The organism is Streptomyces inhibens (assembly GCF_003389455.1).
Lineage (GTDB): Bacteria > Actinomycetota > Actinomycetes > Streptomycetales > Streptomycetaceae > Streptomyces > Streptomyces inhibens.
The window spans coordinates 1-14,369 of the sequence record NZ_QUAC01000238.1 but is presented as its reverse complement, the minus strand read 5'-3'; the positions used below and the strand labels follow the sequence as shown (position 1 = coordinate 14,369).

Here is a 14,369-nt window from a genome sequence, read left to right as displayed (position 1 = left end):
CCGTCTCACCTCCGGTTGGGATAGATCCGCTTCCCCGGCAACTGCAGACGGGTGCAGCCCCGCCGCTCCGCCTGGTCACGGGCGAACGCGACCAGCAGCGGCCGCAGTTCGCGCGCCGGCAGGCTCCGGGCCTGATCGACCGGATAGGTGCTCGCCTCGTAGTGCGCGGACTCTCCGTCGCAGCGGGCCGCCGCGGTCCCGAAGTGCTCGCTCATCAAGGGACCTGTTCCCTCGAAATGGTTGGGAAGAGCGACATTGGCGCCGATCAGCGTCGCGAAGGACGTATCGGTCCAGTTCCCGTACCAGCCGCTGAAGTCGGCGTACGGCTGCCCGCTCGCGGCGTCCACCAGTGTGCAGCTGGTGATCGGCGTACGGGCCTCGGTGGACACGACCCGCCACGGCTTGCCGGACGGGTTCTTCGGCAGCCGCACCCGGCCCAGCCAGCCGCAGTTGGCCCCGCCCTCCGCCGGCGCCACCGCCTTCTCCTCGATCACGGCCCGCTTCGGCAGCGGCAGCTCCGGCGCCCCGCAACCCAGCTTCTGGGACACGCCGTTGGCGAGGGAGACCGCGATCCGCAAGGTGGCGGGCGTGCCGTTCTTCTCGTCCCAGGCGCCGATCACCCGTGTGACCAGCCGCCGCTTGCGCCCGGAGGAGTCCCGTCGCAGATCCGGGCAGTCCTGAACGATGTAGTGCCCCAGGTCGCTCTGGAAGCCGGGGATCCCCGACGGAAAGACGAACCGCGGCCGGGTGGGAATGGTGAATTCGCCGGTGAGCTCGCGATCCACCTCGTCGGGGTCGGACTCGACGTCCACGACCAGCGAGAAGTGACCGTCGTCCGTGTCCACCCCGCACTTCAGCCGGCCGTGGGCGAGATCCGCCTCCTCCTTGCCGGCCTGTAGTTCCTTGTCGGGGAGTACGTCGGCCAGGTCGTCCGCCGACAGCAGCCCGTCGCAGATGGTCCCCGCGTACCACCACGGCTGCCACAGCGGCTTCGAGACGTACCCACCGCCCACGAGCACCACCAGGACCACTGCGATGACGGCCGCCACCTCACGGCTCGGCACACACTTCCGCCAGCCCGCTGCTGCCACAACTCCCCCGTTCCCCATGGTTCCGCGGCGCAAAACCCCACGCGCCACGCCGGGTTGGCCCGTCGGCGGGGCGCGCCGCCCCGATCTCTGCGGTACGACTATGCACTCCCCAGGGTGACCGGCGCCCCGATCGCCCTCGCGGGTGACGCGACCAGCGATATCAACGCCACATGATCGAGGAAGCACATCCGGCGAGCCAGAGGGCAGCATCATCGCCGCCGGCCCACCGCCCCACACCACTCTCCGGGAGGAATTCGGTGGCAGGCCGCGTCAAGGCAGACCTCAAGGGAGTTCCCCAAACGGCGTTGTGGACGCTCTATCACCGCGCCACCGAGGCCGCCCGCCCCGACACCGTGCTGCCCGATCCACGCGCCGTACAGCTCGTCGCGGAGGTGGACTTCCCCTTCCAGGAACGGCTGGGCGCCGCCCGGCCCTGGGTGGCGCAGGCCATCGCGCTGCGCGCCCTCGCCTTCGACGGCGTGGTGCGTGAATTCCTCGCCGCCCACCCGGACGGCACCGTGATCGCTCTCGGCGAGGGACTGGAGACGCAGTTCTGGCGGGTGGACAACGGCCGGGCCCAGTGGGTCACCGTCGATCTGACCGACCCGTTGGCGCTGCGCCGGCGCGTACTGCCGCACGGCACGCGGCAGCGGCTGGTGGCCTGTGACGCCCGCGACAGCCAATGGATGACGGGCATCGACGGCTCGCGCGGCGTCCTGGTGACCGCCCAGGGCCTGATGATGTATCTGCAGCCCGCGCAGGTGACCCATCTGATCGCCACCTGCGCCGGCGCGTTTCCCGGCGGCACGATGGTGTTCGACACCGTGTCGCGACGCTTCAGCGCCCGCACCCGCGCCGGCGCCAAGGGGCCCGGCGGCCATTGCCTGCCCCCGATGCCCTGGGGCATGGACGCGGCCGACCGGGCCCAGCTGCGCTCGGTCCATCCGGCCGTCACCGATGTGGCCGACGTACCGCTCCCCGCGGGCCGCGGCTTCCTCGGCTATCTCGCGCCCCGCGCCGCCGCCCTGCCCCTGCTCCGCAGGGACCGCCCTCTCATCACCCGCCTGCGCTTCGCCGCGGCCCCCGCCGTCGCCCCCGTGCCCGGTCAGCCCTGACGGTTCCGCGGGACCCCGGCGAGAAACGCGTCCACGCGCTCAGCGATCCGCTCCGGATACTCGCCATTGATCGCGTGTGACGCCTCCGGCCAGACCTCCACCGTGCAGTCGCGCACCCTACGCGCACGGGCCGCGGCCTTCTCCGGGTTGTGCGCGATGCTCTCCCCGGCGATCAGCGCGAGCACGGGTACGCCGATGGAGCGCAGCTCGTCGTCGCTGGGCATGGCCGGGGCCGGGAAGCCGACCTTGAAGTCCCGCATGCCCGAGGCGATCAGCCGGCCCTCGATATGGTCCGAGGCGTTGTCGACACCGCCGGAGATCCAGCCCAGGAGCCGATTGCGCAGCCCCTCCGGCATCCCGGGGATCACACTGCCCAGCGAGACCACGATCATCTTCCAGCTCAGCGCCGCAAAGGAGTCCGCCGGATCCAGCGTGATCACCGACGCGATGCGTTCGGGCCGGTGGACGGCGACCTGAAGCGCCGGCCAGCCGCCGATCGAGACGCCCAGCACATGCGCGGAGGGCAACTCCAGCCGACCGAGCATCTCGTCGATCCAGGCCGCCTGGTCCGCCGCGGACGTCATCGGCGCCGACTGCGAGCTGCAGCCCGGCTCCCCGAGCCCGTCGACCGCGTACACCGGGCGTCCGCTCTTGACGAGCCCCGGCAGATTCGTCCGCCACAGCGGAGTGCACGACCCCCTCCCCGGCATCAGTACCAGCGGCACTTGCTGCCCGGTACCGAAGCGGTACACCCGCACCTTCCCGAACGCGGCCTGCACCGTCCGCTGCTCATCGGGCTCGGGCAGTTGGCCCATCGCCTCCCGGTAGACCGCCGCGAACCGCTCGAACGCCTCCGCATCGCGGAACGCCCCGATCCGTCGCCGTGCCCACTCCGCTCCGATGCGTGGTTCGGGAAATCCGATCTCCGCCATACGGCCATCCCATCACGGCCACGCATCCGCGCCGCCGGCCGCCCCCGGCTTCGACTCCCCATCTCCCTTTCAGCTGCGGCTTCTTGATGTTTCGTCACATACACGCACGCGCACGGCATAGCGCCTACGCATGCCGTCAGCCACCCGCCCGGCCGGCCACCACCCAGTTCGTAGGCAGCTCGATCCGGCTGCCTTCCGCCCCGCACTATCACGAGACCTTGCACCACCGCTTCCGCGGTGCGGCCGAGGAGCGGTGCGGCGGGCGGCATCGCCCGAAGAGGACGTATGCCCGCCCATCGGGCACCGTCCGCCGCACCGTGGCGGGGCGGTCAGTCCTCGTGCCCCAACTGGAGGTCGCGTTCGGTGCGGCCGCCGCCCGCCACCTGGAGCACGGTGGCCACCGGCGGGTATCCGGCGGCGATCACGGTGTATTCACCGGCCGACAGATCCACGAAGCGGAACAGCCCGTCGGCTCCCGTGGTCGCGGTGTCGACGACATTGCCGGCGGCGTCCAGGAGGGTGACCCTGGCGTCCTCGACGGGCCGGCCGCCACCGGCACGTACGGTGCCGCGCAGCACCGCGCCGCCGGCGAGTTCGATGTCCTGGCGGGTCTCGCGGGACGCCTGGACGGTGACCGGGAGGGCGGCNCCTGGCGGGTCTCGCGGGACGCCTGGACGGTGACCGGGAGGGCGGCCGGGCGGTACGCCGGGGCGCTGGAGGCGAGGGTGTACTCGCCGGCCACCAGCTCCCCGATGACATAGCCGCCTTCGCGCCCGCTGCGGGTGGTCGCGACGACCTCGCCGCGGACATCGGTGAGGGTGACCATGGCGTCGCGTACGGGTGTGCCGTCGGCGGTGGTGACGGTGCCCGCGAGGCGCCCCGCGCCGCCGAGCACCACATCCAGTTCGACCGGCCGCTCGCCGACGGTGACGGTCACCGCCTGCGGCTGGTGTCCGCCGGCGGCCGCGATCAGCACATACGAGCCGGCGCCCGGCGTGCTGAGCGCATACCGCCCGTCCTCGCCGGTGGCGCCGCGGCCGATCTGCCGGCCGGCGACGTCGATGAGGGTGAGCGCGGCGCGCGGCACGATGGAGCCGTCGTGGTGCCGGACGGAGCCGCACACGGGCAGGCCGGCCGCGAGGTGCGCGGTGCCGCCGTAGCCGTTCGATCGGGAGTATGCGGCGCCGGAGCCACGGGAGTTGGTGGCGTGCGGGTCCGCGGCGGAGCGTGCCTGCGGCACGGCCGAGGTGTCGGCCGGGTCGCCGTACGGCGCCTGCGGGGTCGGGGTGGCCTGCGGGGCAGGAGAGACGTGGGACACCAGGGGTTTCTCTTTCAGGAAGAAGGCGAGCACAAGGCCCAGGACGAGCACCGGCACGAGGTAGAAGAAGATCCCCGGCATGGCGTGTGCGTACGCGGCGATATAGCTGTCGCGCAGCGAGGCGGGCAGCGCGCGCACCAGTTGCGGGGTGATCGACTCCGGGTCGGGCAGCTGCGCCGACTTCGGCAGCCGGTCGCCGAGTTGGCGGGCCAGCCGGTCGGCGAAGAGGGTGCCGAAGATGGCCGCGCCGACGCTGCCGCCGATCTGCCGGAAGTAGTTGTTGGCACTGGTCGCGGTGCCGAGATCGCCGGTGCGTACGGAGTTCTGCACGGCGAGCACCAGCACCGGCATGACGAAGCCGATGCCGATGCCGAGGACGCCCATCCAGAGGCTGTAGACCTCACGCGGGGTGTCCTGCTGCATCCGCGACAGCAGCCACATCCCCCCTGCGGCCACCGCGCAGCCCAGCACGGGGAAGATCTTGTAGTGCCCGGTGCGGCTGATGAGCTGGCCGGAGAGGACGGAGGCGAGGACGATGCCGCCCATCATGGGCAGCATCAGCAGCCCGGACTCGGTGGCCGAGGCGCCGTCGACCATCTGCAGGAAGGTCGGCAGATAGCTGGCGGCGCCGAAGAGCGCGATGCCGACGACGGCGCCGATGAGGCCGGTGACATTGAAGATCGAGTCGCGGAACAGCCGCAGCGGGATCAGCGGTTCGGTGGCGAAGTGCTCGACGGCGAGGAAGAGCAGGGCGGTGCCGAGCACGCCGGCGCCGAGGCCGAGGATGACCCGCGAGTTCCAGGCGTACTCGGTGCCGCCCCAACTGGTCAGCAGCACCAGGCAGGTGGAGAAGGCGGCGAGCAGCAGCGCCCCGGCGACGTCCAGCCTGGGGCGGCCGGCGCGCCGGGGCAGCTTGAGGACGAAGGTGATGACGAGGAGCGTCAGCACACCGAACGGGACGTTGAGGTAGAAGCACCAGCGCCAGGAGGCATGGTCGGTGCAGAAACCGCCGATCAGCGGGCCGGCCACGGAGGCGAGGCCGAAGACGGCGCCGATCAGGCCCATGTAGCGGCCGCGGGCCCGTGGCGGTACGACATCGGCGATGATCGCCTGGACGCCGATCATGAGCCCGCCGCCGCCGACGCCCTGCACGGCCCGGAAGATGATCAGTTCGTCCATGGTGCGCGACCAGCCGGCCAGCGCCGAGCCGGCGGTGAAGACGAGGATCGCGAAGAGGAAGACGGGCTTGCGGCCGAAGAGGTCGCCGAGCTTGCCGTAGAGCGGCAGGCCGATGGTCGACGCGAGGAGGTAGGAGGTCACCGCCCAGGACATCGCGCCCAGGCCGTGCAGCTCACCGACGATCTTCGGGAGCGCGGTGGCGACGATGGTCTGGTCGAGGGCCGCGAGCAGCAGCGTCAGCATCAGGCCGAGGAAGACCATGCGGACGCGGCGGGGGCTGAGGGACACCGGCGCACCGCCGGGGCCGGGGTGCCCGGTTCTGCGTGCGGCGGCCGGAGCCGTTGCCGCGCCGGGTGTGGGCGGATCGGTCCACTCGATCCGCTCGCTCAGGGTGGTCCCGCCCACGTGCTGCTCCCCTCGTCACGCCTGTTGCCGCCCAAGTTCTCGCATTGGGCGACAACACCGATCAAGCGCGGCGAATGGGTGCGTGCGGGGCGGGAGCGGACGTCAAGTACGTTGCCCCGGGCGCCCATTGGGCTCCCATCAGGGCTTTCCGTACGGAACGGCTCCGGCGGGACCGACACTTCGGCCCACCGGAAACCACCCGAACCGGTGAGCGTGACGGAATCTACTCAGGGTGACCGGAGTGGCGGCCGATCACTTCTCCACTTCCTTGGCGAGGTTGGCGAGGACGGCGTCGTAGATCCGGCCGAGCCCCTTGGGCGCGAAGGTCCGCTCGAAGAAGCCGCCGATACCGCCGGCGCCCTGCCAGGTGGTGGTGACGACGACGTTGGCGCGACCCTCGCCGGCCGGGGTGACGGTCCAGGTGGTCACCATGGAGGAGTTGCGGTCCTTCTCCGCGAGCTGGCCGTCGGTCGGCTCGTCGACCTCCAGCAGACAGTCGCGCACCCTCTTGCTCGTGGCCTGGAGCTTCCAGTGGACGAGGGTGCCCTTGCCGTCGCCGCCCTCGCGGACCTCGTACTCACTGAAGTGCTCGGGCAGCAGCTTCCGGCGCGTGCCGGTGTAGTCGGCGAGCGCGTCGAACACGTCCTCCGGGTCCGCCGCGATCTCGCGCTGCGTGGTGGCCTCGACCTGACCCATGTGTGTCTTCCTCCAGTAGTCGGCTGCCGGTCCTGCGGTGCGCCGCCAAGCCAACCACCCCTCGGCGGCGCACCCAAATTCAGGGCCGCCAGGCCGCAAGGGAACATGTGTTCTATTATTGCGAACGGGGGGATCGGCAGGACCCGAAGGAGGCCCGATGCGCTGGGACAATCTGGGCGAAAGCCCATCCGCCCTGTTCGGCGCGGACGTCGTCAGCCGGACGATCGACACCCCCGAATTCCGCGGGATCACCTTCCACGAGGTGCGCGCCCGCTCGATCGTGAACCGTGTCCCGGGCGCCTCACGCATGCCGTTCGAATGGACCGTGAACCCCTACCGCGGCTGCAGCCACGCCTGTGTGTACTGCTTCGCGCGCAAGACGCACAGCTATCTCGACCTGGACACCGGACAGGGCTTCGACTCGCAGATCGTGGTCAAGGTCAACGCCCCCGACCTGCTGCGCCGCGAGCTGGCCGGGCGCCGCTGGCGCGGTGACCACATAGCGATGGGCACGAACGTCGACTGCTATCAGCGCGCCGAGGGACGCTACCGCCTGATGCCCGGCATCATCACGGCGCTGCGCGACCACGCCAACCCCTTCTCCATCCTCACCAAGGGCACGCTGATCCTGCGCGACCTGGAGCTGCTGCGGCAGGCCGCCGAGGTCACCGACGTCGGCATCTCGGTCTCCGTCGGCTTCCTGGACCGCGAGCTGTGGCGCACCGTCGAGCCCGGCACACCCGCCCCGGAGCGCCGGCTGGACGTGGTGCGTACGCTCACCGCGCACGGCATCCCGTGCGGGGTGCTGATGGCCCCGGTGATCCCGTTCCTCGGGGACGCTCCGGAGCAGCTGCGGGCCACGGTCCGGGCCGTCGCGGACGCCGGCGCCGGCTCCGTCACCCCGCTCGTCCTGCATCTGCGGCCCGGCGCCCGCGAATGGTTCATGGCGTGGCTGGGCCACCACCACCCGCATCTGGTGCGGCGCTACGAGACGATGTACGCGGACGGCGCCTACGCCCCCAAGTGGTACCAGCGCCGGATCACCCGTCAGGTCCATGAACTCGCCGCGGAGTACGGCATCGGGCCCGCCCGGCCCGGCGAGGCCCGCCGGATCCCGCCGCCGTCCGCGGATCCCGGCAGCGACCCGGCCAAAGCCCCCGACACCCCCTCGGAACCGACCCAGTTGGCCCTGATCTGACCGCGCGAGGGTCAGATCAGGGCCTTCGGATCAGCCCGATGGGGCCGGAGCCGCGTCCAGGGCCCGCGCCAGGCGGTTGCGCGCCTCCGTCTGGGCGGCGATCCGCTCGTCGATGACGGCGAGCCGCTCACGGGCGATCCGCAGCCCCTCCGGTGACGGCGGGGCGGTGGTCATGTCGCCGTCCAGACAGTCGCTGAAACAGTGGACATCGGCGAGCGTGAGCCCGGCCGCCAGGAGGTGGCGGATATTGGCGACCCGTACGGCCGCGCCGGCGTCGTAGAAGCGATAGCCGTTCGCCGCCCGCTCCGAGGCGATCAGCCCCTCGCATTCGTAGTTGCGCAGCGCGCGCGGCGACGCCCCCGTGATCTGCGCCAGCTCCCCGATCCGCACCGGGCCACCTCCCCGTCCGGGCACCGTTCTACCAGGACGGGGTGGGCGGGCGCGGCCCGGCCCGCCCCCGCACGGGCCGCCCCTCGGCTCCCTCGTCACCCGACGACCGCTCCCCCGTCGACCGGAAGGACCACCCCGGTCACGAACGACGCGTCCGGCGCGGCGAGCCGGGTGACGGCCCAGGCCACCTCTTCGGGACGGCCGACCCGCCCCATGGGCGTGTGCTCGATCTGCCACTTCCGTACGGCCTCCCGCTGTTCCAGGGACCAGCCCTGGTGCAGCGCGATCGGGGTCTCGATCGCACCGGGAGCCACCGCGACGACCCGTACGCCGCGCGGGGCGAGCTCCACCGCCCAGCTGCGGGTGAGGAGTTCGAGCCCGGTCTTCGTCGCGGCGTAGACCGAGTTGCCCGGCCAGCCCCGCTGGCCGACCGAGGTGCTGATGTTGACCACCACCCCGCAGGTCCGCTCCAGATGCGGCACGGCCTCCTGTGTCAGCAACACCGGCGCCACGAGGTTCGTCGCCAGCTGCGGAGCCATCCCCTCCTTGGTGAAGCCGCCGAGCGCCCCGCTGCCCACCACCGCGGCGTTGTTGACCAGCACATCCAGTCGGCCGTACGTCTCGACCGCGTGGCGTACGAGGTCCTCGGGCACGCCGTCCGCGGTGATATCGGCGGCGTACGGCACGATCTCGCCGTCCCCGGTGGCGGCCCCTGCCGCCGTCTCCGCCAGCGGTCCGGGTCTGCGGCCCACCGCCAGTACCCGTGCCCCTTCCGCCGCGAAGGCGTGGGCGGTGGCCCGCCCGATCCCGGTCCCGGCGCCGGTGACGATCACGACCCTGCTGTCCGTTCCGGGCGCGACCGGCCCGGTGTGCGTTGTGCGTTCCATACCGGGAGTCTCGAACCCTGACGCCAGGGGCAAGGTCAAGCGGCTCCCGGGCTTCCGTCCGGGGAAACCTCTTGACGGGCCTCCTAACCTCTCCGGCATGGATGAGACTGTTGAGCGCGCCCCCGCGCAGCCGTCACACCCCGTACGGATACGGGAGATGACCGAAGCCGATATCGAAGCGGTCTCCGCGGTGCGGGTCCACGGCTGGCAGAGGGCCTACCGCGGGCTGATGCCACAGGCGTATCTGGACGCGATGAGCGTGGCGGCGGATGCCGAACGGCGGCGGTCGTGGTTCGGGCACCGGTCGCCGGAGGTGTCGGACCTGGTGGCCGAGCGGGACGGCGAAGTCGTCGGCTGGGCGTGTGTCGGCCCGGCCCGCGACCCCGATATCGCCCCGGGAGCCGGAGAGTTGCCCGCGCCCCGGCCGACCGCGGGCGAACTGCTCGCCCTCTACGTGGCGCCCGGCCTGATCGGCACCGGCATCGGACACGCCCTGCTGTCCGCCGGCACCGCCCGCGCCCGGGCGAGCGGCTTCCACACGCTGTACCTGTGGGTGGTACACGGCAACTCCCGCGCCCAGCGGTTCTACGAGCGGGCCGGTTTCGTACCGGACGGTGCCGAGCAGGCGTACGAGGTGGACGGCAGCAGCGTCCCGGAACTGCGCTACCGGCGCTCTCTGGCCCAGGAGTGTCCGACGTCGGGGCCCGCGTCAATCCAGGTTATGGGCAATGCGAGGCGAGGTCATTCACTGTCCTGACCGAGGGCATAACGGCGAGCCTCGCGCCGGCCTGCATAGCGTTCCTTGCGGTTGCTGGTCCTGACCATCTGCTGCCATTCCTTGACGCAGGCGCGCACGTGACAACCCGCACAGCAGGTGCGGCCGAGCAGCAGCATGCCGGGGTCTTCCCACCGGCAGCGGGTGTCCGCGTCTTCCCGCCTCGCAAGCGGCGGCAGATCGCAGGCACCGTAGCGATGATCATGAACCGGCCGGGGGTTGTGCTCCGCGTGGCGCACCCACAGTGGCTTCGTCTTGTCCGTACGGGACATCTCGTTCCTTCCGGAACCGCCGCCCGGACTCCCGGACCTTCCGGGCGGGCGGCTGGGTTCGCCACTTCATGGCGACACGCTCCTTCCTCTCTCCACGGCTCCCGGCGCGGACGGCACCTCAGGGCCCAATCCACCGGAAGGGAAAGCCTTTCAGGCTATTGGCGAGCGTCGGCCGTAGGCAAGAACTCCACAGCGGACGCTGCTGACATGGCCCTGACCGATAGCCGGCCGGGCTGCTGTCTGCCCTGTCGGGCGAGTCCGGAGGACAGGCTCCCGTAACACGCTTCTCCCGAAAGGCCGGCGCCCCACGTGCAAGGGTCAGTCCACGATGATTCCGGGGTAGCAGTACTCATGGCTCCAATCGGGTTGAATCCGGTACCCGCAGTGGCACAGCTCGGCTCGGGCCCGCTTTCCCGCCGCCCGGCGTCGTAGAGCGGTCACGAGAGGCTGCCGCTCCAGCCACGACACCGCGTCGTCTCCCTCCTTCCAGCCCAATGACCCGGGAACGACGATGAGCCCGTTCAGCAGCATCTGCACGATGCCGTCAGCCTGCCGGAGTATGAAGTTCAGGACATTGGTGCAGTAGGTGGGGTCCATCTCGTCCAGGCGAACGCGCCGGTCCTGGGCGTCCTGCCAGACCTCGTCCTGGTTCAGCAGGGTCGACCAGTGCTCCTCCACCGTCCAGCGGATATTGATCTTGACGGGGAGGCCGGCGAGCGCATCATGCACGGCTCCCCGGGTCTCCAAGGCCTCTTCCCACGCGTTGCGGAACTCGGCCGGTCGCTCTGCCGCGAGCCTCCGGTAGATCCGCACGGCCTGGTCCGCCGCCCGCTGCGCCGGCCGCAGATCCTGTGAGTCGCCGATCCGCGCCAACGCCGAAACCTGCAGTGACCTCGCGAGCGCGGCCTCGTACCGCGCCGGGTCGGCGGCTGCGAGACGGCCGCAGATCTCCGCTGCCTCCTCAGCCGCAGCCAGAGCTGCCTTCCACCGCCGCACCCGCGACAGGTAGATGCCGAGATTCGTCGTCAGCTGCCCGAGCGAGGGTTCGTGAGCCTCGGGGTTCACCGCGGCCAGTCGTCGGCTGATCCCCACCGCTTCCTGAAGGGCGCTGATCGCATCGGTCCGACGGCGTGCTCCCCAGAGCAGCACCGCCAGGTTGCCCAGTGAAAGCGCCAGGACGGACTCGTCCAGTGCGAGGGACCGTGCGAGGTCCGACTCGTCCGTGGAGGGGGCCGACGTCACCCACCGTCGGATGATCTCGACCGCCCGCTCGGTGGCGACCAGACCGTCGCTCCAGCGGCGCAGTCGCCAGGACAGGACGCCGAGGTTGGCCAAGGCCATTGCCAGACCGGGCTCGTACGCCGACGGATGGGACGCAGCCAGCCGCCAGAAGATGCCGACCGCCCGCTCGGTGGAGGCGAGGGCCTCTTCTGTACGCCGTGAGTCCGACAGCCCCTGTCCCAGATGGCTGAGCGACATCGCCAAACCGGGCTCGTACGCGGCCGGATCCGCTGCGGCCAGTCTCCGGAAGAGCTTGGCCGCCTCCTCGGCCGCCTGCTGACTCTCCTTCGAACTGCCTGCACGAAAGGCGCACTCGCTGAGGTTGACCAGGGCCATGGCGAGGCCCGGCTCGTACGCCGCGGCGTCGGCCGCCGCTCGTCGGAAGCTACGCACCGCCTCCTGCGTAACGGCCACAGCGTCTTCCCGGCGCCCCGCCCTCGACAGCCGGAATCCGAGGTCCTGATACAGGCGAGCGCGCTCGGAGGGAGCATCGGTGGTGGAGAGCCGATACGCCGTGAGCCGTTCCGTGAAAGCGGCGATTCCCACGTCCAGGTCTGCCTGACCGAATCGGGGGAAGTGGGCTTCGACCGCCTCCATGACAGCCGGCTCGATGTCGAGTTCGGCCACGGTGCTGAGGGCGGTGCTGCCCGCGGCAACGGCCAGTGCCGGATTTGCGCGCAGGATCCGTTCGAGGTGGTGCGCCACGTGCGGCCAGCGATGGGGAACCGCGGCCGAGGCCAGGAAGGTCACGGCCCGGGCTGCATGGCCGCGCGACGTGTCGTCCTCGTGGCGTGCGCTCAGTTCGTCCACTGCCGTCTCCGCCCAAGGAGCCGCGGGGTAGGCGGTGATGTGGTGCCCGGGGAGGCTCAGCGCGAGGAAGTCCTCGGCCAGCCGGTCGGGATAGAGCGGCTCCAATACGGCGCCCGGCTCCGACGACGGGTAGCAAGCGGCATGGTCGGTCAGCAGTCGCTCCGGACGCTCCATGCCGAGTCGGGTCAGGGTGGCCTTGCCGTCCGCGTGGGTGGTGGCTCCAGTCAGTGCCGCGGTGAACACCACACGGTTCATCTCGCTGGGTGGCGTCCCGAATTCGAGGCCTTCGAGTCTGTTCTCCCAGAGCTGGGTCCAGTGCTTGCGTTCACGGTTCAGCAGGTAGGCGGAGAGCCCGGCCATGCCCTTCGGCGGCCGTTGCCCGCGGGTGTGGGCATCGATGGCGACCAACGCGGCCATGTGCACCGCAAGGACGAGTCCGAAGTCCGGCCGGTGCAGATCGTCGGGCGGACCTACGACGGTCGGGTCGGCGAGTCCGTAGCAAGCGGCGAAGCAGTCACGGGCCCTGGTGAACATGGCTGTCCGCGCACCACGATCATGCTCGGCGTCGAGCGGCGCCAGCTCCACGTCCCCGGTCTCCGCGGTGAGGTCTTCCAGCGCAGCCCGGACGGCCGGCCACTGAGTGGTCGACCGTGCCAGCAACAGCAGCCGTGTGGGCACCGTTCCGTCGAGCAGCTTGTTGCTGAACAGCCAGGTCAGATGGGAGACAGGCCAGCGGTCCGCGTAGTCGACGATCAGGAGCACTCCGGTGGCACCGTTCAGCCGAAGATCCTGACTCCCCGGCTGCGGCAGGACAGCACCGGGGCCGTGGGTGGCCGTGACCACCTTCCAGCCCGCTGCGGTGCTGTCGGCCGCGAACTCGGCTGCCAACCGTGACTTGCCCTGCCCGCCGGTACCGTGCAGCCACATCGCCGAGACGCGCGGGCCGCCTCCGTCACGCCAGTCGGCCAGCTCGGCCCGCTCCCGATTGCGTCCGGTGAAGTCCACAATCCGGTAACGGGCGTTGAGCAATCGACTGGGCTGCGTGGTCAGCCACGCAGGGTCCAGGTCCACCGGCGGTGGGCGGTGCTCGGCGAGCAGGTAGACAGGGCCTCGGTCGGCGAAGACGTGCAGATCGGCGCCGATGACCCCGTAGCCGAAACCGTTGTCCACCCGAATCCGTTGGCGGGCGCCGTTGCCGTCCTCCGACCAGGCTTCGGCATCCGGCGGATTCAACGGGCGTCTCCGGTGCCCTCCTCGTCGGCCGCCCCGTGCGCGGTCACCGACCGTCCGCCCAGTGGTGCCTCGTGAATGATGACGTTGCCGCCCTGGGCGGCAAACACTCGCCCGTTGTCCCGGGCGACATTGGTCTGCACCCACGTCTCCTGCCCTGTCGGCCGCCCTGCCCCGATCTCACTGATCAGGGTCCGAAGCTCGTCGACGGCCTCCGGGTGGCGGTCCAACAGCGACTCCAGCTCCAGCGACCACAGCGCAATCAGACTCTGGCGTACACGTTCTCTGTCCTCGGCTTGCGCGACCAACTCCGCGTTACCGTCCAACTGCGCCTCAATGGCCGACTGACGTTCCTCACCACGGTGCCGGAAGAGCCTGGCCACTCCGGCACGGACTGCCGCCCAGGAATCGGTTGCCATAGCCCCTACGACCGTCGTGCCGCCCGCCAGAACCAGTTCCTGCAGCATCAGGCCTCCTTCTTCGACGAGCCTGCCGACGCCCTGCCCCCGAAGGCGCCTGACTCACCGTCGACTCGACCGTAGCGGAAGCCACCGACACCGGCTCCCTACAGGGCCTCCTGTGCTGAAGCCGCAAGGAAGCCACCCGATGCCGGGGCGGGCACGGTGAAGACCGCGTTTGGGCCGCCGGAGCATCCGACCCGTAGGCCCCCACCCGACCCGTAGGCCCCAGGCCGGTGCGCCCCTGGTCCGTCGGCCGGGCCCGGCCGGCTAGCCGGACAGCCCCTGGCCCCCGCCCGGCCCCGCGCCCCGCTCCGGGGCGGGGGCCCGGC

12 protein-coding genes and 1 pseudogene are annotated in these 14,369 nt (G+C 71.0%); 3 read left to right on the top strand and 10 right to left on the bottom strand.

Features of this window, described 5'->3' with window-relative positions; translation table 11 throughout:
- Positions 1–5: 5 nt before the first annotated feature.
- On the bottom strand, positions 6–1,064 hold the full coding sequence (locus tag DY245_RS30565) for a hypothetical protein (protein WP_128510445.1): 1,059 nt from the start codon (positions 1,062–1,064) through the stop codon (positions 6–8).
- 284 nt (positions 1,065–1,348) lie between these two features.
- On the opposite strand from DY245_RS30565, the gene DY245_RS30560 reads away from it, so the two are divergent.
- Positions 1,349–2,206, top strand: a complete 858-nt coding sequence (locus DY245_RS30560; protein ID WP_244943368.1) for a class I SAM-dependent methyltransferase — start codon at positions 1,349–1,351, stop codon at positions 2,204–2,206.
- Here DY245_RS30560 and DY245_RS30555 read toward each other — a convergent pair.
- From DY245_RS30555 to DY245_RS30545, 4 genes and pseudogenes are all read right to left on the bottom strand, one after another.
- Positions 2,197–3,138: an alpha/beta fold hydrolase gene (locus DY245_RS30555; protein WP_128510443.1), complete on the bottom strand. Its 942-nt coding sequence runs from the start codon at positions 3,136–3,138 to the stop codon at positions 2,197–2,199. The two genes, DY245_RS30560 and DY245_RS30555, sit on opposite strands and share 10 nt — an antisense overlap.
- A gap of 329 nt (positions 3,139–3,467) precedes the next feature.
- A pseudogene (locus DY245_RS46990) lies at positions 3,468–3,785 on the bottom strand (carboxypeptidase-like regulatory domain-containing protein); the annotation flags it as partial.
- A 1-nt stretch (position 3,786) separates the two neighbouring features.
- Positions 3,787–6,040 (bottom strand): MFS transporter (locus DY245_RS30550; RefSeq protein ID WP_425329460.1); only part of this gene is annotated, 2,254 nt, incomplete at its 3' end.
- 252 nt (positions 6,041–6,292) lie between these two features.
- Positions 6,293–6,736, bottom strand: coding sequence for an SRPBCC family protein (locus DY245_RS30545; RefSeq protein ID WP_128510442.1), 444 nt, complete (start codon positions 6,734–6,736; stop codon positions 6,293–6,295).
- A gap of 157 nt (positions 6,737–6,893) precedes the next feature.
- Between DY245_RS30545 and DY245_RS30540 the strand changes: the two genes are divergently transcribed.
- Entirely contained in the window at positions 6,894–7,934 is a 1,041-nt protein-coding gene (locus DY245_RS30540) for an Rv2578c family radical SAM protein (protein ID WP_128510441.1), read from the top strand.
- Between the two features lie 30 nt (positions 7,935–7,964).
- Here DY245_RS30540 and DY245_RS30535 read toward each other — a convergent pair whose 3' ends face one another.
- Together DY245_RS30535 and DY245_RS30530 are read right to left on the bottom strand one after the other, a co-directional pair.
- Positions 7,965–8,324 carry a MerR family transcriptional regulator gene (locus tag DY245_RS30535; protein WP_128510440.1) on the bottom strand — a complete coding sequence of 120 codons (360 nt, stop codon included), beginning with the start codon at positions 8,322–8,324 and terminating at the stop codon, positions 7,965–7,967.
- A gap of 95 nt (positions 8,325–8,419) precedes the next feature.
- Positions 8,420–9,211 (bottom strand): SDR family NAD(P)-dependent oxidoreductase, encoded by a 792-nt coding sequence (locus DY245_RS30530; RefSeq protein WP_128510439.1) that lies wholly within the window; start codon positions 9,209–9,211, stop codon positions 8,420–8,422.
- Positions 9,212–9,368: 157 nt separating this feature from the next.
- Between DY245_RS30530 and DY245_RS30525 the strand changes: the two genes are divergently transcribed.
- On the top strand, positions 9,369–9,968 hold the full coding sequence (locus DY245_RS30525; protein WP_244943370.1) for a GNAT family N-acetyltransferase: 600 nt from the start codon (positions 9,369–9,371) through the stop codon (positions 9,966–9,968).
- Here the strand turns inward: DY245_RS30525 and DY245_RS30520 are convergent.
- The 3 genes from DY245_RS30520 to DY245_RS30510 all read right to left on the bottom strand — a co-directional run bounded on the left by DY245_RS30520 (position 9,953) and on the right by DY245_RS30510 (position 14,046).
- Complete coding sequence (locus DY245_RS30520; protein ID WP_128510438.1) at positions 9,953–10,258, bottom strand: hypothetical protein; 306 nt, start codon at positions 10,256–10,258, stop codon at positions 9,953–9,955. The two genes, DY245_RS30525 and DY245_RS30520, sit on opposite strands and share 16 nt — an antisense overlap.
- A 318-nt stretch (positions 10,259–10,576) precedes the next feature.
- Positions 10,577–13,582, bottom strand: a complete 3,006-nt coding sequence (locus DY245_RS30515) for a tetratricopeptide repeat protein (RefSeq protein ID WP_128510437.1) — start codon at positions 13,580–13,582, stop codon at positions 10,577–10,579.
- The gene (locus tag DY245_RS30510) at positions 13,579–14,046 is read right to left on the bottom strand and encodes a hypothetical protein (protein WP_128510436.1); all 468 of its coding nucleotides are present in this window, start codon (positions 14,044–14,046) and stop codon (positions 13,579–13,581) included. Before DY245_RS30510 ends, DY245_RS30515 begins: the two co-directional genes overlap by 4 nt.
- Positions 14,047–14,369 lie beyond the last annotated feature (323 nt).

What these genes read in the sequence shown, in the direction of transcription:
- DY245_RS30545 (WP_128510442.1), bottom strand. Translation starts at nt 6,736, where the DNA reads ATGGGTCAGGTCGAGGCCACCACGCAGCGCGAGATCGCGGCGGACCCG.
- DY245_RS30540 (WP_128510441.1), top strand. Translation starts at nt 6,894, where the DNA reads ATGCGCTGGGACAATCTGGGCGAAAGCCCATCCGCCCTGTTCGGCGCG.
- DY245_RS30525 (WP_244943370.1), top strand. Translation starts at nt 9,369, where the DNA reads ATGACCGAAGCCGATATCGAAGCGGTCTCCGCGGTGCGGGTCCACGGC.
- DY245_RS30510 (WP_128510436.1), bottom strand. Translation starts at nt 14,046, where the DNA reads ATGCTGCAGGAACTGGTTCTGGCGGGCGGCACGACGGTCGTAGGGGCT.
- DY245_RS30530 (WP_128510439.1), bottom strand. Translation starts at nt 9,211, where the DNA reads ATGGAACGCACAACGCACACCGGGCCGGTCGCGCCCGGAACGGACAGC.
- DY245_RS30520 (WP_128510438.1), bottom strand. Translation starts at nt 10,258, where the DNA reads ATGTCCCGTACGGACAAGACGAAGCCACTGTGGGTGCGCCACGCGGAG.
- DY245_RS30555 (WP_128510443.1), bottom strand. Translation starts at nt 3,138, where the DNA reads ATGGCGGAGATCGGATTTCCCGAACCACGCATCGGAGCGGAGTGGGCA.